Consider the following 18,776-nt stretch of genomic DNA (forward strand, 5'->3'; position numbering starts at 1 on the left):
TTCATACCTTTAGAAGTTTTGTTCGTTAATGTGAAAATTTCGTTCAGAATCAATTTAACTGGCAATGTCCCGCAACATTGTCAGTTTTTTTTTGGAGTTGGTCTAGTAAAAGTTTCTCTTTTTCATAAGCTGTTGGTTTGGTTGGTTGGTTAGTTGATTGGTTAATTAAATTGCTAATGTTCATTCAGATCTCATGATCTCCTGCAAGGTCCCGCAACGCTGCTGGTTTAGATCTTTTGACCTGTTATTTCTTATCGTTTGTTATTTCTTATTCTTAATGATGATGCTTGTTCCTGAGACTTCATAGGTCGCTTTGATGGACTCGCACAGGAAATCCAGTTTGTTGTATAAGCTCTGTTCAGAAAGATCACCGGTAAACGTATTGTTATATAAAGCCTTATTTTCTACAATAAAATCGATCTCATAGGTCTTTTTAAGTTGTGCAATCACCTCAGACAATGGTGCATCGTTGAACGCAAAAGCATCTTTAACCTCGGCACCACGCAGTTCTGCCGATACCGGCTCAGGATTGCTGACCAGCATTTTTTCAAATACTTTCTCATCACTAACGAATACCGCCTTTTGATTGGGGGTTAAGAAAATGGCTTTATCTGTGCCCAGGATTCCTTTCACAATGGCCAGTCTGCCGGAAACCGGAGAAACCTGAACTTTCCCGGTATGAACAGAAACTTCGGTTGATTTACCTGATGCACTTGTTCTGATCATGAAACTCGTCCCAAGCACTTTGGTGATCACATCTTTACTATACACCATAAATGGCCTGGAAGCATCTTTACTGATCTGGAAAAATCCTGCCCCTTCAAGGGTCACTTCCCTCACATCAGGACTAAAATGAGCCGGATATTTAATTACCGTATTTTTTTCGAGGATAACAGAGCTGCCGTCTTCAAAAGTAATTTTCTCGGGCTTTCCCGAAGTATTGGTACATTCTTTAATGCCCTGTACGGATTGAACGGCCAGGAATGTTGGAATGCGGCTTTCTTCTTTAAAAAACACATAACCGGTGATCAGAATAAAACCGGCAACCGCAGCAGCAATTCCAGTCCACATTCCTGCAGTGCGCCTGCGCTGCTTTGCGAAAACAGGACTTGCCATTTCCGGAGCAGAGATGTCCACATGAATCCGGTCCCAAAGCTTTTGCTCCATGGTATTGATTTCCCTGGAGTTAATTTCGTCGAGGTCTTCTTTGTCGAGCATTCCGTAAAGTTCTTCAACGATTCGTTTTTCCTCGTCTGTACATGTTCCCTGGAGGTATCTGTCCAATAAAAGATGAAATGCTTCTCTGCTCATTATTATAGCTTTTAAACTATATGTAAGCTAAAGGCAGGCGATCCCTAAAGAAAATAAAAATATTTTTCCGTTTTTATAAAAACAGACTGAGAAGGACTGGCAAAAAGAGGTAATCTTTCAAATGAAAACGCATCGATTTGAGGGATTGGGTGATGTGGTACTCTACTGCTTTTTCGGAGATGTTCAGCTCCCTGGAGATGTCTTTTACAGAATAATGCTCCAGTCTGCTCAGCTTAAACACCTCTCCTGTTTTCTTGGGCAACCGGGCGATCCCATCGCTTAGCGCGCCAGACAATTCATTGAGCATCAACAGGTAATCGGTATTTTCTACCGTATCATTCTTCAGAACTTTCAGGTGATCCTGATAGTTCTCCCTTACCAGCTGAGATTTATAATGATTAATGATGCTGTATTTCAGGCCTCCAAAAAGATAATTACTGATGGAAACAATGGTTACGGTCTCCCTTCTGCGCCAAAGGTCTACAAAAAGATTTTGTGTGAGTTCTTCAGCAAGCTCCTTATAATGTGTTTTTTTATAAGCCACCTGGAAGACCCCTTTCCAGTAACGGGTATAAATCTCCCTGAACGCACGTTCGCTGCCGTCTTTAAAAAGAACGACCAGTTCATCATCGGTGAGGACTGAAAGGTTCATATGGCAGTTAGGGTGGTTAGTTGGTCTGGTTCTAACAAATTTAACAATAAAAGTCAAACGGCGATAAAAAATTATCTGCCCCTAACTAACCAATCACTCAGCAGGATTGACAGTGCCTGCTGAGTGATTTTAACCTAAAAGGGTAAAGACATATGTACCATTACCCGGTTTCCGGCTTTCGCCCTTCCTCCTGCGAGGTCCTGGGAACGCACATTCTGGTAATTGGCACCAAAGGAAAGTCCCTTCATCGCCACTTCTACCCCTGCAACAGCGGATAAGGAATAACCTCCGGAGACATCCACATTGTACTTATTGTTTTCTACATCTTTATCGGCAGTCTCATATAAAACACCTGCATTGGGCGCTACAGTAACCACATTTGCCAGTCTGAATTTATAATAGGCCAGCATATTTGCCGTCAGCTTATTTCCATACCGGTAATTGTATTTGTTTTCCGTATTGATCTTATAGTTCACATTTGTGTTCAAACCCAGGTCATTGTAACGGATGTCGTAGGCCGCATTGAGGGTAAAATCAGTGCTCGCGGTCCCCAGCTGGAAGTTGTTCGGAGATTCCTGGATCGCCAGTCTTTCCGAAGGCTCATATTTCCCCGTAGGCACTTTTACCCCGCCTCCAATCCAAACCGATTGCACGAGCAGGCGTTCCCCAAGGGTTCCGCTTTTGTCGAGCAGTTTATAATATCCCATCAGTGCAATGTCTCCAAGGCCATTTTTAGTACCATTGCCGGTCTGACTTTCCCTTTTATTGAAATTATAAGGCACAAAAGCCAAAATCCGAAAGCGGCTTCCGATGTTCCAGCCCCCCCAGAGCTCTGCACTCTGGTAAGTTTCATCGGCAGTGATCGGTGTTCTTTGTCCGAGTGGGCCCAGGTGTGTCTGTAAACTCTTGTGCTGATACCTCAGCCCTATAAATCTTTTGTTAAACTCGGGCAGGATGCCCAGGTAATAACTTCCTACCCCACAGCCACAAATGTCACAGGCTAAGCTGGCAAATGTAGTGGAGCACAACAGCATCAGGCTAATTATTATTTTCTTCTTCATCATTGTCATCGTTGTTTGATCGTTATAAAACCTTGTTATTGTTCAGACAAAAGCTTGTTATTGATAAATTCCTCATCATTTAAAGTGGCTAAGAATGCAGTCAGCTTCGTCTTGTCATTTTCTGTTAAAGCAATTCCCCGGCGGTCTCCCTGCTGAAGTAAGGGATCGAGATTGAGGGTGGCCTGAACTTCTGAATTGTAATGTTCCAGTACGCCCCCAAGACTCAAAAACCGTCCGTCGTGCATGTAAGGAGCAGTATACCTCAGGTTCCTCAAAGAAGGCACCTTAAACTTATACTTATCCGTACTGATGAGGGTAGCGAGGTATAAACCCTGATCATTGATCGGGCTGGGCCCTAAGCCATTGTTCCGGAAAGTGCCATCGGTAAACAGCGGTTCGCTATGGCAGGAAGCACATTTCTGCTTAAACAAAGTATAGCCCTCCTGTTCCTCGGCTGTAAAAACCGCATTTCCTTCTTTTCTCATCACCTTATCATATTTGGAATTGCTGCTGACACACAGGAGCATGAACTGCGACAAAGCCTTCATAAACCTCGCAGTGCTGATCTCTTCGGTTCCAAAAGCACGTTTAAACATTTCCGGGTATTTAGGCAGCTGCCGGAGTTTATTGAACACATTTTCCAGTTTCTCGTCCATTTCCTCATGCGTGGTAATGGGTGCAATGGGCTGTAAGTCCAGGTCGTAAATTCCACCTCCCCACATGAACGATTTGCTCCAGGCAAGGTTCATAATCGGCGGGGAATTGCGCGTTCCCAGACGGTCGTCGATCCCATGGCTCACGTCATGCCCATGCTGTGTGAAAGCAGAAGACTGAATGTGACAGGAACCACAGGTGATGGTATTGTTCCGGGAGAGCCGGGGCTCATAAAACAAAGCCCTTCCCAACTCAAAGCCCTCCTTAGTGACTTTATTGCCGGCAAAATTATAGACAGGCTCCGGGAAGTTTGCAGGTTTCTGAAAGCCCAGAAAATCTGCAATCTTATCGATTACAGGGTTGTCTTTGAGGACCACATCTTTCTTACAGGCCAGAATAAAAATGCCCATCAGAAAAAGCGTCATCCAGTGTTTTTTATTCATGGCGACTAATTTTCGGTATGGTCATGTCTGAACATTTCGCTCAGGTTATTGGCAATGTTTGCACTAAAATCACCAAACATGACGTTCGGATGTGCCGCGATACTGAACGCATTTTTTCCGTTAAAGACTTTCATCAGGTCTACAAACAGGTGGACATTGCTTTGACGGTCCTTCCTCACCCTGGCAATCCCCGCAGCTTTCAGGTCTAACGTAACCGTCCTGATGTTGTTTAATGTTGGGGCATTATAGCCACCAAAACCACCAATATGGTATTTGAACTGCTTTTTACCGGAAGGATCACCATTTTGATCATCAGAGATCACCGCAGAATTTCCTTCGAATTTGAAAAAGATATAGCCGTTTTGCCAGCCCCAGTACATCCCACCCGAATCATGGCCACCACCGTAGGCAGGATCCAGAATTCCGGTCCGTTTTTCCACAGGCATCGTGCTTCTCAGACTGTCTACACCTATGGTAAAGGTTAAGCGGGTATAGTCTCCCTCCGGAACATTGACCTTGGCAAAACGGGTCGTTTTATCGGCACCATTGATCAGGAAATAGCTGTCGTCCTGTTTTACGGTGTATTCCTGACCGGAGGCAGTTGCCACCTTAATGTTACTGATGAAATATTGCAGAAAAGAAATGGAGAACTTCTCTCCTGCAGCATTGGTATACGGACTTCCGGTATTGTTGATGGAAAAGGTCCGCTCTCCGACGATATTGTCGAACTCTACGGAGAAAGGGGCCAGATTTGTTGCCACAAATTCCGGAGCTGCATCTTCTTTTTTAGAACAGGCAGATAAGATCAGAAAGATACCGCCCAGCAGTACCCATTTAACGTTTTTTATGTTGTTCATCTTTGTTTTTTTTATTGGAAAACCAATTTAAAGCCATAAATGGCCATTCTTTCAAAATGGATTTCCCTGTTTTTTATTGGTAATAAATGATTCGTCGGTTAATGTCCCCAGAAAAGCAATCAGCTCCTTTTTCTCTGTTTCAGTAAGCGGAATGCCTATTGCACCATGGTCCTGATAAAGGATGGGATCAACAGTCTGACTGGCTTTTATCCCGGAATTGTAATGCTCCAGCACTTCTTCTATCGTATGGAACCTTCCATCATGCATGTAGGGTGCAGTAAGCAGAACGTTTCTCAGGGAAGGGGTTTTGAATTTCCCCAGATCGGCAGGGTCAAAACTCACCCTGAAATGCCCCTGATAAATCCCCTCCTTTTCATCGCCGAAAGTCGCATCAAGGCCATTGTTATGGAAAGCCTGGTCGGTAAATAAGGCGCCCTTATGACAAGCACTGCATTTTTCACGGTACAGGTTCATGCCCTTCAGCTCCGGCAGGGAAAGCATTGCCTCTTTACGCAGGTACTGATCATAGCGTGAATTGGCGGAGATCAGCGTCCGTTGAAATTGCGACAAGGCTTTTACCACATCTGCTGAGCGGATTTCCTGCTTAAAGACCAGTTTAAACCGGTTCACGTAATCAGGAACTGCCTTCAGCTCTGCTTCCAGTTCATAGAGGTCCTGATGCATTTCATCCTCACTCGTGAGCGGTCCAAAAGCCTGAGATTCCAGATTTTTAGCTCCGCCATCCCAGAAAAGGCCCTGACCTGCCCATGCCAGGTTAAACAATACCGGGGCATGCCGCAATAGCGGACGTCCGGAGAAACCTTTATTGCTCAGGGCTAAGCCATCCGAAAAGGCCAGTTCCTGCCGGTGACAGGAAGCACAGGAAATCCGGTTGTTTCCGGATAACCTGAGGTCATAAAAAAGCCTTCTCCCCAGCTCGATTCCTTCTTCCGTTAAAGGGTTGTCGGGATCTGTCTGGATTTGAGGAAATTCCATTGGCAGCCGGAGCTGAACTTCATGGAGCCCTGCAGGCTTTTCTTCCTGCACTGCCTCCTTTTTACAGGAAATCAGCAATGCAGAGAAGAAAAGTCCGCCAGCAATACCTAGAAAAGCAGAATTGCTGATCATGCGTCTTAGTTCAGCGATTTAACACTGAATACTTTCGTCGCATAGTTTCCTGCTACAGCAGTCATTGCAGTGGCTTGCGCCGCCCCCACAACAGGAGTCGTCATGACATCCAGTCCTTCCAGTGCTTTGGCCACATCTACATTAAGAATGAGATGGCTTGATGTTGAAGCACTGATGCTTAACGTTTTCGGCAGGTCCAGCGTAAGGGTTTTGTAATTGGCATTGAGCCCTGTTTCTATTTTCAATGCTTTCGAGTTCCCTCCTTCGGTTACTTTACCCGTTACAGAACTGAAAATATAGCTCGTCAGCCACATCCAGGAAACATTCGTCATTCCGTTTAAAGGAGAGAGTTCTCCGGAAAGCAGACTCAGGTTATCATTGTATTTAGCATCCACACCTACCGAGAATTTAATGGATTTATAATCTCCTGCCGGAATGTCTTTCAGCACTACATCTTCTCTTTTCGTAGCAGGATAAACAGTGGTAGGGAGGTCGTTGTTAACTCCTTTCAGGTTAATTTCCCCTGTTTCTTCGAGTAAATAATAAGATCCGGGAACTTTAAATTCTGCGCCATTATTAGCTACCAGCACTACATTGCTGATCCAATACCTGAATTTATTGAAATTATAGGTTTTTCCGGAAACAGTAAAGTCCGTATTAAGGGCAAAATCCTGATTCCCAAAAACTGCGTCAAAGGTCAGGGTAGTTTTTCCGTTTGCATCGACGGCATTAATGGGATCTTTATCTTTTGAACAGGCGCTGAATAAGAGTACGGACAGGCTAAGGATGGTTAATATTTTCTTCATTTTATTTAAAATTATGGGTCATACCTCTCCCATTCCATGGGAATGAGCTTCAGGCAGGATTAAAAAAATTGACAATTTTGTTTACAGCCAGTCAGTCTGGTGTTAAGAAACATCAGGACATTTTCATACACAGGTAATTGCCCGAAATGACGGTGATTCCCCGAGATGACGGTAATTTCACTGAAACAATGAAAAAAGAAAAAGCTGTTAAATAAGCGGAAATGAAGAAACCGCGGGTGGGGGGTGAAGAATTTCAGTGATATTTTCCGGCAGGTGGAAAGGCCTTTCTTTTGAAAAGTCTTTCCTGATAAACCAGGCAGGAAAAACAAGCAATACATTTGACTTCATGAAGAAGGGATCTCCTGCATTTTTCTTTTGTGCTTCTCTTTCCTGTCTTTTCTCTTTTTCTTCTGCCTGTCTGAGTTTATTGCTCAGGTAACATTTACCATTGCAATGCAATTCCGGTTTGTCCCTGTTTTCGCAAAGGGTATTGGCAATGTATTGCTGATTGAGTTCAAAACCCGCATAAATGAAGACCCTGCTGAACTGAGTCAGCAGTATCATAGTCAACAAAAATATAGCGGTAAAACTCCTGAACATCATTTATTTCTTAAGGTATTTGTCCGGATTGCTTACGAAAGTCTTTTTACAGCCTGCGCTGCAAAAGCCATACACCACCTTATTATGGTTGTGAGTAAGGGTCGTTCCCTTTTTCACTTTCATTCCGCAAACCGGATCTCTGGCATCGGTTTTAAGGGAATCTGTCTGGGCTTGCGGAGCAGAAAGCAGCTCCGGATTTCCGGAGGATTTAAAGGCCGCAGTGCTGAGTAAAAGCAGCAGGATACAGGTCATCAGTTTTTTCATTTCTTATACTCGTTTAATAAAATATCCATGTCTTCCATGAGCTTTTTCACTTCTTTATCCAGGGTTCCGTCGTAGGCACCCCTCATGCGTTTTTCTTTGTCTATCAGGATCAGGTATCCCTGGTGCATAAAACCACCGGGCGCTTTATTGTCTTCTTTAGCCGCGACGAGATAGTTGCGTTCGGCAAGGGCATAAATATCTTCCTTCTTACCCCAGAGGTATTCCCATTGGCTTCCTTTCACGCCTAATTTATCTGCGTATGCTTTCATTCTCGAAGGAAGATCATACTTCACATCAATGGTATGAGAAGCCAGTTTCACTTCCGGATTGCCTTCATACTTTTTGTATACCTTTAATAAATTGCGGTGCATGGTCGGACAAATGGTTGGGCAGGAAGTAAAAAAGAAATCCGCCACATAGATCGCTCCATTGAAGTCTTTATCTGTTACCGCCACACTATCCTGATTTAGGAGTTTAAATGCGGGAATCGTTCTAAAAACAGTATCTATCACTGTTTTACCATCTACTACCTTCTCCTGTTGTTCCATTTGCAAAAAGGGCAGGCGTTTTGGCTTTTCTTTACAGCTAAAAAGAAACAAAAGAAAAAAGGAAAGACAGGTTATGTTTAATCTCATTATTTTTTGAATTTACTGAGGTAAGCTTCGGATGATTTGATTTCTTTTTTATAGAGGCTGTCTACACGCTGAATCTTCTCTTTTTCTGCTTTGAAATATTTGACAGATTCTTCGTTTGATTTACCCGTTACATCAGGTTCAAATTTATGCATCCAATCGTTCATACTGTCTTCAGCGCTGGTCAGGTCCTGCAGCAAGGCCTTCATGGCTTCTTTTTCTTTTAGCGTATCCAGTTCGGGATACTTTACTTTTAGTCCTTTCAGGTCTTTCAATAAGGTATCCAGCTTCATCTGGTAATTAACGATGGCTGTTTGATCACCCATTACCAGGTCATGAAACTTCATCACTTCATCACGTTCTTTTTTGTAATCTGCGTTTTGCGTACATGCAGCGGCTCCAAGAGCGAGCAGCACTATTCCAACTAATTTCTTCATCTTGATTTTTAAAAATATTCGGGTATGATTAGAGATCACATTTCCAATATGCGGTATAAGGGCAATTCAAAGGATATCAATATCCTCTTCCCTTCGCTGCTTGAAAATATAAGATGTCTAATGTAAGGTTAAGTATTCGCCGCAAATCTGACCTGAAGGGCCAGCAATTCCGGGATTATGCGCTCAGTTGCGGAGGGTGGAAAATCGCATTCAAAATAGATTGCGGCATTCCCGTAGACAGCGGAATATGAAAATGAATTTCCGCGAAGGCATATTGTTTAAATTCCAGGGCATTGACTACGATGGCGTCCTGAATGGGTGTTTTCTGAGCTTGTCTTTCCTGTTTCTGTTCTTTGTCCTGTGCCTGCTTTAATTTTTTCATTAAATAGCACTTTCCATTACAGTGAAGCTGAGGCTTATCTTTATTCACACAAAGCTCGGCGGCGATGTATTTCTCGTTCATTTCAAAACCAGCGAACACAAAAGCATTGGAGAAGTTTACCACAAGTAAACTCAACAAAAGCAATATGGCTGTTGGTTTGATTAACATTGGCGCAAAGATAGGGAACAATTACGGGGATTACCAGACAAAGCATAAAAAAAGCAGGCCTGGGCCTGCTTTTGTATTGATTATTTCAATATTTTTATTGGTTTCTTATGTTCATCAATGGCCACAAAAGAAAACTCTCCTGTAACGGCCTTTTCCCGGTCTTCAGAATACATTTGTTCAATGTAAATCTCTACTCTTACCTTCAGACTGGTATTTCCAATATGACTTACCGTACCGATCAGTTCTACAATTGTTCCTGCAGGGATCGGTTTCTTGAAATCAATCCGGTCGCTACTTACCGTTACCATGATTTGTCTGCTGAAACGGGTGGCCGTAATAAAGGCTACTTCGTCCATCATGTGCATGGCGGTTCCGCCAAATAAGGTATCGTAATGATTGGTGGTATTGGGAAACACGGCTTTAAAAATGCGTGTTTCCGACGCTTTAATTCTATCTTCTACTGTCATTTACTTTTCTTTAAACACTCAATTCCAGGGAAAGCTTATTTCCCTCTCAGTTTGCCCCATTTTAAATAGGTAGCACCCCATGAGAATCCGGCTCCAAAGGCGGTTAATAAAAGTTTATCACCGTATTTGAAGTCATCTTTAAAATCCCATAAGCACAATGGAATCGTTGCTGCAGTGGTATTGCCGTACCTGCCGATGTTCACCTTTACCTGTGATTCTGTAAGGTTCAATTGCTCCCCTACTGCCTGAATGATCCTTAAATTTGCCTGGTGAGGAATCAGATAATTGATTTGTTTAATGTCTAAGTCGTTTGCCCTCAGGATCTCTCTGCAAGTATCCGTCATGCCCTGAATCGCTGCTTTAAATACAACGCGGCCATCCTGACGGACAAAATGTAGGTTCTGATCCAGGGTTTCCTGCGATGCAGGATGTTTAGAACCTCCGGCAGTAACGATCAGGTTTTCCTTCCCGCTGCCATCTGTTCTGAAATAGCTATCTATTAATCCTACTTCTTCTTCTGTTTGTTCCAGTAAAACCGCTCCGGCACCGTCTCCAAAAAGAATACAGGTATTGCGGTCTTTATAGTTGACAATCGAGCTGTTCTTATCGGCACCAATCACTACTACACGTTTACAACGTCCGCTTTCGATCATGCTGGCCCCAAGGGTCAAAGCATAAAGGAAACCGCTGCAGGCAGCATTGGTATCGATTCCCCAGGCATTCTTTAATCCTGCTTTTTCACACACCATACTTCCGGTAGAGACCATTACATAGTCGGGCGTAGAGGTGGATACAATCACACAGTCAATTTCGTCAGGGTGTACATTTCCATCTTCAAGCAATCTTTTCAAGGCATTTGTTGCCAGGTCCGAAGTTGCCACACTGGCATCGTTTACTATTCTTCTCTCCCTGATCCCGGTTCTGGAAACGATCCACTCATCATTCGTTTCCACCATTTTTTCCAGGTCCTTGTTGCTCAAAACAGTTTCCGGAACATAACCACCAACTCCGGTTATCACCGCATTTTTACGTATTCTCATTCTGTGTGCTGTATCTATTAAAACAGGCAAGCATACCACTTGCCTGTTTGATTTTTTTTACAAAGTTACAGCTTCTTCAACATATTCCCGCAGTACTTTTGCAGCAGCGACCATTTCTGTCAATGCTTTTTTTGTTTCGTCCCAATGTCTGGTCTTCAAACCGCAATCCGGATTCACCCAAAGTTGTGCAGAAGGAATCACAGAACGTGCCTTTTCCAGCAGCAAAACCATCTCTTCTTTGGCCGGAACCCGGGGCGAATGAATGTCGTAAACCCCTGGCCCTATTTCATTTGGATATTTGAAGTCTGCAAAAGCATCCAGTAACTCCATTTGAGAACGGGAACATTCAATCGTGATCACATCGGCATCCATGTCTGCGATGTTTTGAATAATGTCATTAAATTCAGAATAGCACATATGGGTATGAATTTGTGTTTCATCCCGGACCCCACTGGCAGAAATGCGGAAAGCACGCACTGCCCATTGCAAATAATTCTGCCAATCGGCCTTTCTCAGGGGCAAACCTTCGCGAATTGCAGGCTCATCAATCTGAATAATTTTTATTCCTGCGCTTTCCAGGTCCACTACTTCATCTCTGATCGCCAATGCAATCTGGGTACAGGTTTCGGAGCGAGGCTGATCGTTACGCACAAAAGACCATTGCAAAATCGTAACCGGACCGGTTAACATTCCTTTCACCCATTTCTCCGTCAGTGATTGCGCAAAGGACGACCAGCGGATCGTCATTGGTGCCGGACGGTAAACATCACCATAAATGATCGGTGGCTTTACACATCTGCTGCCATAACTTTGGACCCATCCGTTTTTAGTAAAGGTAAATCCTGCCAGCTGCTCTCCGAAATACTCCACCATGTCATTACGCTCAAATTCTCCATGAACAAGGACATCAATCCCTGTTTCTTCCTGAAAAATGATCGTTTCTTTGGTTTCCTTTTCAATCAGTGCATCATATTCTGCCTGGCTCAGCTCCCCTTTTTTGAACTTTGCCCTCCAGCTTCTTACTTCCGGAGTTTGTGGAAAGGAACCGATGGTAGTGGTTGGGAAAGAAGGTAATTTCAAGGCCTCTTTTTGAGCAATACTCCTTGAAGCATAAGGATGCAAACGCTGCTCGTCTTTTGCGGTGATCTCCGATACCCTTTGTTTTACGCCAGGGTGATGGATCAATGCTGAAGTTTTTCTGTTGTTACTGGCCTGGACATTACTTTCCAGTTTCAATTGTGCTGAAGCATCATTTTCAGCCAATTGCTTCAAGGTCACCACTTCTTCTACTTTCTGTTTCGCAAAAGACAACCATTGTTTGATCTCCGGCGTTAGCGTGGCTTCATTGCTTTCCAGGTCAAGATCACATGGAGAATGGATCAGGGAGCAGGAAGGACTAATGATCAGGCGGTCTGCACCAATCTTCTCTTTTGCAGTTTCAATCAATTGCAGGGAAGCGCGGAAATCATTTTTCCAGATGTTACGGCCATCCACCACACCGATAGAAAGGACAAGGCTGGAAGGAATTGCCGCCAATACTGTTGAGAGTTGTTCCGGATTCCGAACAAGATCAATATGTAAAGCATGTACAGGAAGCCCAACCGTCAGTTCGGTATTGTCTTTTAAGGCTTCAAAATAGGTAGCCAGCAGTGTTTTAAGTTTAGGAAACTGTTTTTTAATCTCCGCATACACATATTTAAATGCAGCTTTATCTTTCCCGCTCAGGTCTAAAGAAAGAAAGGGTTCATCAAACTGAATCCATTCTACATGTTGTTCTTCCAGTTTTTTAAGGATATCAAGGTAAACCGGCAACAGGTTTTTAATCAGGTCAATCCGGTCAAAACCGGCTTCTTTCTCTTTACCTAACAGTAAATAAGATACCGGGCCAATCAGCACTGGCTTGGTTTGAATGCCCAGTCGTTTGCTCTCCTGGTATTCATCCAGCAATTTGGTGGAGAACAATTTAAACTGCTGGTCTTTGGTAAATTCGGGTACGATATAATGGTAATTGGTATCAAACCATTTGGTCATTTCCATGGCAGTGATGTCCAGTCCTTCTTTCTGATAACCTCTGGCCATCGCAAAATAAAGGTCCAGTTCCGTGTTCGACTTATTGAGGATGACCTCATGGTAGCGCTTGGGAATGGCACCTACGGTAAGGGATAAATCCAATACCTGGTCATAAAATGAAAAGTCGTTGGAAGGAATCAGGTCGATCCCTTTCTCTTTTTGCAGTTCCCAGTTCTGCTGGCGGATGTTCTTTCCTGCCTGTACCAGATTTTGAATGGTACTTTTCCCTGCCCAAAATTGCTCACAGGCTTTTTTGAGTTCTCTGTTACTACCTATACGCGGGTAGCCTAGATTGTTTGTTAGCATTGTCTTGCTTTTTTAATTGATGAAAAGATCAGTTAAAAGTTCTTTGCAGAAATCGCAATGCTGGCGGGAAAAGAAAAAAAGGAAAAATAAATGTACAGGCATACGCATTCCGGAGAAGGTATGTATTGGATATACACCTACCTGACCTATGCTTCAGATCGCGAAAGCATTGTCAATTCGGTAAAGGCAGGTCTCCTGACTTGTAACATTTTTACCATCCTTCCCATTTCTGAATCGAAACAGTGGATATCCTTGGGTAAAAACCTTTTTGTGTTACTTACAGTTGCGCGACAGCTCGTGATTTACACACGATTCCCTATTAATCTACAGCTAAGTAAAACCTCTTCCGGTTGATGAAGAAATAAAGTAAAGAACTTATCAGAACAAAGGTAAGGAAAAATCTAACTCCCCTGGTATACCTTAAGGGGCAACCGGTAAGGAAAAACAGAATTTACTGCCTTCACCCAATGCACTTTCTACCCAGATCTTTCCACTTTCTGCTTCGATAAAATCTTTAGAGATGGCCAGTCCCAATCCCGATCCGGACTTGTTATTGCCATCTGTAGGAACCTGGAAATATTTATCAAATAACCGTTTCTGATAGATTTCCTCAATTCCTTTTCCAAAATCACGCACAGAAAACTCGATGTCTTCTGCATTTTCGATCACCTGAATCACAACTTTAGATTTCTCAGAACTGTAGCGAAGTGCATTGGAGAGGAAGTTAACGAGTACCCATGCGGTTTTTTCTACATCCACATTCACCTTAGGCAAGTTGTTCCTGCTGATCAGTTCCAGTTCAATATTTTTCTGCTCTGCCTGAAAGCGGACAGAATCCATGGCATAGATCGCAATCTTGCGGGGGTCGGATTTCACGAAATTAAGCTGCAGGTTTCCGGTTTCTACCTGTGCCAGGTCCAGCAATTCACTGGTGATCTTTAACAGGCGCCCGCAATCTTCGCGGATGTGTTGAACGAGTTCTTTCTGTTCTACGTTCATCATCCCCACCCTTTCGTCGTCCATCAGCTTTAAACTCATTTTAATGGAAGAAATCGGGGTTTTCAATTCATGGGATACGGTCGCGATAAAATTGGTCTTCGCTTCATCCAGCTCTTTAAACTGCGTGATATTTTTCAGGATGTAGACCTCTCCTGCAGCCTTTGCGGTCTGGTTCATGGCCACATCTGTTTGTCCCTCGTAAACCGGAACGGTAATTTCCCGTTTTTCCAGCTGGAAATAAGATTCTTTATTGTCCGCATAGATCTTCATGGCTTTATCGGTCTGTTTACCCTGAAGAATCCGGTTCAGCAAATCATTCCTTTTCATTAACACTTCTGCATTCTGACCGATCACTGTTTCTCCGTTCAGGTTCAGCAGTTCTCCCGCAACCTTATTAAAAAAGAGAATTTCTTTGCGTTCATTCAAACCGATGATCGCATCCTGTATTTGCTCGATGATCGCTTCAATCCTTAATTTTTCCGATTGAATTTTAGAAAGGTTGCTGTTTTCCCATTTATTGAGCTCATGAGCCATGGCATTGAAAGATACGGCGAGCTCCGAAAATTCATCAGAACCATTGAATTCCAGGCGTTGTTTGTAGTTTTTGCGACTGATCTCACGGATCGCTTCCGAGAACTCCCTCAATGGATTGGCTACGAAGCCAGGGAAATTAACAATAAAAGAAAACAGGATCAGAAAACAAATTGAAGCGGCGAAGATCACATACATCGCTGCTTTTTCTATTGCCTTTTGCGCCGCATCATTTTTGCGTACTATGGCATCCATGTTCAGTTTATCGATGAGCCTGAGTTCCGACCTGAGTTTAGTCACTGCCCCCTGCATCTCAGACAGGCTTGCAGCAGGGCGGTTTATATTTTCATAAGCTTTGCGCAAGGCCGCAACGGCTTCAGCCTCCCCTTTTTCGGTCACATTCTTTCCTTCCAGTTCCAGATAATTTTCAAAATCTTTCTTTGCTGTTGCAGAAAGGGGCAGCTGATGCTCATCCAATACCGCGCGCATATTGCTTGTATAGTTCAGTGTTTCATAATTATCCTTCAGGATCACTTTAGAACTCAGCGAGATTTTATTCATGTAAAACAAAGAAATTGCTCCAAAGAAGATAACCACCACAAACAGGAATCCGAATCCGAGGCGGAGTTTGGTTTTGATTTTCATGACTCTATTTTTTAATACTTGTTTTATATTTTTAAAGGGATACCCCTTGTATTTTCCTTATGTTAATTGACCGGTTATGATAAAATCACCAGGTCTGTTTCTGTCGTAGAAATGTGCTTCAGCAACTGGTTAAAGATTGCCGTTCGCATGATCACCTGGAAGAGGTTCAAATGCGGCTTTCCAATACAGATCGTCGTAATTTCTTTTTCATCTGCCATCCTGGTGATCGTGCCGGTAACGTCATCACTCTTCACTTTGATCACTTCTGCTCCCAGCTCTGTTGCGAGCTTAAAATTATTGATCAGGTGGCGCTGCAAATCTAATTTAATTCTGTCACCACTTTCCTGACTATTCTGCACATACAACACAATCCATGGAGAACGGTAATAGGAAGCCAGCCTTGCCGTTTTACGGATCACGATTTTAGCAGTTTTATTGTTCGTGGAAATACAGGCCATAAAGCGTTCCTGACGCAGTTTGATCTGTTTGGGAATTTCGATACTGATCTTTCTTTCCACATGATGAGCCACTTCTTTTAGTGCCATTTCCCGCAATTGCAGGATCTTTTCCGATTGAAAAAAGTTATCCAGGGCCCTTGAAATTTTACTCTCATCATAGATCTTCCCGGCTTTGAGGCGGTCGATCAGTTCATCGGCAGTTAAATCGATATTGACAATTTCATCTGCCAGCTCTAATATCTTATCCGGAATCCTTTCTGTAATGGGAATTCCGGTGATCTTTTCGATCTCTTCATTCATGCTTTCCAGGTGCTGGATATTTACGGCGGAGATCACACTGATCCCTGCTTCTAAAATATCTACAACATCCTGCCAGCGTTTAGTATTTTTACTTCCTTCTATATTCGTATGGGCGAGTTCATCCACAATCACCACTTCCGGATGGATGTTGATGATGCCCTGTACATCCATTTCTTCCAGTTCCTTACCTTTATAAAAGATCTTTCTTCTGGGAATCACCGGAACACCGGCCAGGAGCGCATGGGTTTCCAGTCTGTTGTGTGTTTCGATATAGCCAATCTGCAGGTCTATTCCATTTTTCAAGAGTGCATGGGACTCCTGCAGCATTCTGTAGGTCTTGCCTACGCCTGCACTCATGCCGATATACACCTTAAATTTCCCTCTCCTTGACCGTTTCACCAGATCAAGAAAATCTTTTACAGAACCTGACTTATTTTCTTCCATTGCTGTTTACCATTTAAGAATCACATAATCCTTATTCACCAAATACCACAGTGCCATAAGCAGCACTAAACCAACACTTAACAGGGGAATAAGTTTAATTGAACTTGTATTATAGTTTCTCTTTTTCATCAGTATATATTTGTTTTTTTTCGATGGCTTTATTGATTTTCAATGGTTCTCAAGAGCTCGTAAGCGAGAGTTACCTGTCATTCCGGGCTGTTCCTGATCGCGTTGTGTTTGCATGATGTCCTGATCGCTTTCAGGTTCAGCACACCGGTCCGGAACGACAGGTAAATCTTTAGCTGTGATTAGAACGATACGGCAATACTGGCCGTCATTGCTGCATTATAATTTACAGGTTTTTGCTCACGAACAAAAACCTTGTCCTTGCTGTCGTAAACTTTACCTTCCAGTCTGACTACCGCATTCGGGAATGGTACATAATCTACATTCAGCGAATAACCTGTTGTCTTAAAACCGTTAGGAGTTCCCGTGGCAATCAGTACCCCATTTTTATCCTGGTAATGTTCTACCCTGCCTGCCAGCGCCCAATTGCTGTTGAAACGATACTGGGCAATGGCCACTGGTGAAAACACTTCGTTCTTTGCCGAACTTCCTTTCGCTTTTTGCTGTGTTCCATAATCAATGCCCAGGGTCACACCAAAATGATCTGTGACTTGAAAAATTCCATATACGTTGTGGTAAAAACGACGGACACGAACAGAATCGGCACCTTCAGTTCCTAAGAAATTACTATAGTTTACGGTAATTTTATCGGTAGGTTTCCAGGTCAACTGCACACCTCCTGCAGGCTGACTGTTGGCATTCTGACGGTTGATGCGTTGCCATCCGTTCAGGTAAAGCGCTGTTGCCGTAAATTTACCATCATTGGTTCCATAAGTAATTTTAGCTCCGGATTCATAATATGGGGTATTTTCCGAAGAGATGTTACGGGTCAGTACCCAGCAATCTTTTGATACGGCACTTTCAAAACCAATATGAGAAGAGAAAATCCCCGCATCGATCCAAAGGTTGGCGGTTTTAGAAATCTTGATCCCTGCGTTTGCTTCCAGCACATTTTTTAATACGCCTGGCTCGGCCGCTAAATTCGCGTTCGAATAGGTTCCTGCCATCAACGCCACATTGGCCCTGATGTTTCCATTGTCGTAACTTCCTTTGATAAATCCAAGGTTTAAGTTCACTTCATTATGTCGGTTATGGGAATAGACAAATCCCGGTCTGTTGTTATCTGATGGTTTATTAAAGTCGTATCCATAATAAGTTTCCAGGTAACCTGTTACTTTAATTTTAGATTCTTCCTGTCCGTAAGAACATAGTGCAGTACCTAATACTGCGGATAATGTAAGTAGTTTCTTCATGTCAATTTTTATTCTATTTTTTTTCGAAGCGATCATCAATTGCTTCATTTTTTTGGCAAATGCCGATGATGGCTTTCATCTTTATTTCCCGTTTGGCTGCCTTTTCCAGATTCGGCAAACGCATCTGGATTGGGCAGCACCATCGGGCGGGGGGAATTATTTCTTCAACTCGTCAAGGGCAACATTCAGCTTCAGCACGTTCACTCTTGAAGGGCCAAATAAGCCAAACAGAGGGCCTTCGGTATTTTTCACTACCGCTTCAGCCACCACTCTTTCGTCGAGCTTGCGGTAGGCTGCCACTCTTTTGATCTGCATGATGGCCCCTGCTTCCGAAATGTTAGGGTCAAGACCACTGCCTGAAGCGGTCACCATATCCGCAGGGATATCAGATTTTTTCAGATAAGGGTGGTATTTTAACAGCGTATCGATTCTTCCGGAAACATCTTTCAGGTAATCCGCGTTTGATGGTCCTTTATTGGAACCACCTGAACCTGCAGCATTGTAGCCTACGGCTGATGGCCTTCCCCAGAAATATTCCGGTTTGGTAAAGGACTGACCGATCAGTGCATAGCCGACTACCTTACCATTTTTGGTTACTTTTTCACCACTTCCTTCACCCGGGGTAAATTTTCCGGCATAGGCGATTGCTAATGGATAGATGACACATAACAGTACCATAAGTACTCCTGTTAATCTCAGTGATGGTATGATGTATTTTTTCATGACAATATTTTTTTCTTTT

The 18,776-nt window shown here is 43.3% G+C and carries 19 protein-coding genes and 1 riboswitch; all 19 genes read right to left on the reverse strand.

Features of this window, described 5'->3' with window-relative positions:
* Positions 1-261: 261 nt before the first annotated feature.
* The 19 genes from DBR43_RS01630 to DBR43_RS01720 all read right to left on the reverse strand — a co-directional run bounded on the left by DBR43_RS01630 (position 262) and on the right by DBR43_RS01720 (position 18,757).
* Positions 262-1,311, reverse strand: coding sequence for a FecR family protein (locus tag DBR43_RS01630; RefSeq protein ID WP_124577292.1), 1,050 nt, complete (start codon positions 1,309-1,311; stop codon positions 262-264).
* 73 nt (positions 1,312-1,384) lie between these two features.
* The gene (locus DBR43_RS01635; RefSeq protein WP_124577294.1) at positions 1,385-1,963 is read right to left on the reverse strand and encodes a sigma-70 family RNA polymerase sigma factor; all 579 of its coding nucleotides are present in this window, start codon (positions 1,961-1,963) and stop codon (positions 1,385-1,387) included.
* A gap of 134 nt (positions 1,964-2,097) precedes the next feature.
* Positions 2,098-3,027, reverse strand: coding sequence for a transporter (locus tag DBR43_RS01640; protein ID WP_317125978.1), 930 nt, complete (start codon positions 3,025-3,027; stop codon positions 2,098-2,100).
* A 32-nt stretch (positions 3,028-3,059) separates the two neighbouring features.
* The gene (locus DBR43_RS01645) at positions 3,060-4,121 is read right to left on the reverse strand and encodes a cytochrome-c peroxidase (protein ID WP_124577296.1); all 1,062 of its coding nucleotides are present in this window, start codon (positions 4,119-4,121) and stop codon (positions 3,060-3,062) included.
* 5 nt (positions 4,122-4,126) lie between these two features.
* Positions 4,127-4,978, reverse strand: a complete 852-nt coding sequence (locus tag DBR43_RS01650; RefSeq protein WP_124577298.1) for an MbnP family protein — start codon at positions 4,976-4,978, stop codon at positions 4,127-4,129.
* A gap of 51 nt (positions 4,979-5,029) precedes the next feature.
* On the reverse strand, positions 5,030-6,106 hold the full coding sequence (locus DBR43_RS01655) for a cytochrome-c peroxidase (RefSeq protein ID WP_124577300.1): 1,077 nt from the start codon (positions 6,104-6,106) through the stop codon (positions 5,030-5,032).
* A 5-nt stretch (positions 6,107-6,111) separates the two neighbouring features.
* A complete protein-coding gene (locus DBR43_RS01660; protein WP_124577302.1) occupies positions 6,112-6,912 on the reverse strand; it encodes an MbnP family protein in 801 nt (266 codons plus the stop codon).
* 207 nt (positions 6,913-7,119) lie between these two features.
* Positions 7,120-7,476, reverse strand: coding sequence for a hypothetical protein (locus DBR43_RS01665; RefSeq protein WP_233602799.1), 357 nt, complete (start codon positions 7,474-7,476; stop codon positions 7,120-7,122).
* A 39-nt stretch (positions 7,477-7,515) separates the two neighbouring features.
* Positions 7,516-7,776, reverse strand: coding sequence for a YHS domain-containing protein (locus DBR43_RS01670; protein WP_199756931.1), 261 nt, complete (start codon positions 7,774-7,776; stop codon positions 7,516-7,518).
* Entirely contained in the window at positions 7,773-8,411 is a 639-nt protein-coding gene (locus DBR43_RS01675) for an SCO family protein (RefSeq protein WP_124577303.1), read from the reverse strand. Before DBR43_RS01675 ends, DBR43_RS01670 begins: the two co-directional genes overlap by 4 nt.
* Positions 8,411-8,845 (reverse strand): hypothetical protein, encoded by a 435-nt coding sequence (locus DBR43_RS01680; protein WP_124577306.1) that lies wholly within the window; start codon positions 8,843-8,845, stop codon positions 8,411-8,413. The genes DBR43_RS01675 and DBR43_RS01680 overlap by 1 nt, the downstream gene beginning before the upstream one ends.
* A 175-nt stretch (positions 8,846-9,020) precedes the next feature.
* A complete protein-coding gene (locus DBR43_RS01685; RefSeq protein WP_124577308.1) occupies positions 9,021-9,395 on the reverse strand; it encodes a hypothetical protein in 375 nt (124 codons plus the stop codon).
* Positions 9,396-9,475: 80 nt separating this feature from the next.
* Positions 9,476-9,862 (reverse strand): acyl-CoA thioesterase, encoded by a 387-nt coding sequence (locus DBR43_RS01690; RefSeq protein WP_124577310.1) that lies wholly within the window; start codon positions 9,860-9,862, stop codon positions 9,476-9,478.
* Between the two features lie 35 nt (positions 9,863-9,897).
* Positions 9,898-10,902: a beta-ketoacyl-ACP synthase III gene (locus DBR43_RS01695; RefSeq protein WP_124577312.1), complete on the reverse strand. Its 1,005-nt coding sequence runs from the start codon at positions 10,900-10,902 to the stop codon at positions 9,898-9,900.
* 57 nt (positions 10,903-10,959) lie between these two features.
* On the reverse strand, positions 10,960-13,278 hold the full coding sequence (gene metE / locus DBR43_RS01700) for a 5-methyltetrahydropteroyltriglutamate--homocysteine S-methyltransferase (RefSeq protein WP_124577313.1): 2,319 nt from the start codon (positions 13,276-13,278) through the stop codon (positions 10,960-10,962).
* A 167-nt stretch (positions 13,279-13,445) separates the two neighbouring features.
* A riboswitch (cobalamin riboswitch) is annotated at positions 13,446-13,638 on the reverse strand.
* A gap of 60 nt (positions 13,639-13,698) precedes the next feature.
* Positions 13,699-15,453 (reverse strand): ATP-binding protein, encoded by a 1,755-nt coding sequence (locus DBR43_RS01705; protein ID WP_124577315.1) that lies wholly within the window; start codon positions 15,451-15,453, stop codon positions 13,699-13,701.
* 74 nt (positions 15,454-15,527) lie between these two features.
* Positions 15,528-16,655: a sensor protein KdpD gene (locus DBR43_RS01710; RefSeq protein ID WP_124577317.1), complete on the reverse strand. Its 1,128-nt coding sequence runs from the start codon at positions 16,653-16,655 to the stop codon at positions 15,528-15,530.
* Positions 16,656-16,963: 308 nt separating this feature from the next.
* The gene (locus tag DBR43_RS01715; RefSeq protein ID WP_124577319.1) at positions 16,964-18,034 is read right to left on the reverse strand and encodes a porin; all 1,071 of its coding nucleotides are present in this window, start codon (positions 18,032-18,034) and stop codon (positions 16,964-16,966) included.
* Between the two features lie 156 nt (positions 18,035-18,190).
* Positions 18,191-18,757, reverse strand: coding sequence for a K(+)-transporting ATPase subunit C (locus DBR43_RS01720; RefSeq protein WP_124577321.1), 567 nt, complete (start codon positions 18,755-18,757; stop codon positions 18,191-18,193).
* Positions 18,758-18,776: the final 19 nt, after the last annotated feature.

Origin of the sequence: Pedobacter sp. KBW06 (assembly GCF_003852525.1) — a bacterium.
Classification (GTDB): Bacteria; Bacteroidota; Bacteroidia; order Sphingobacteriales; family Sphingobacteriaceae; genus Pedobacter.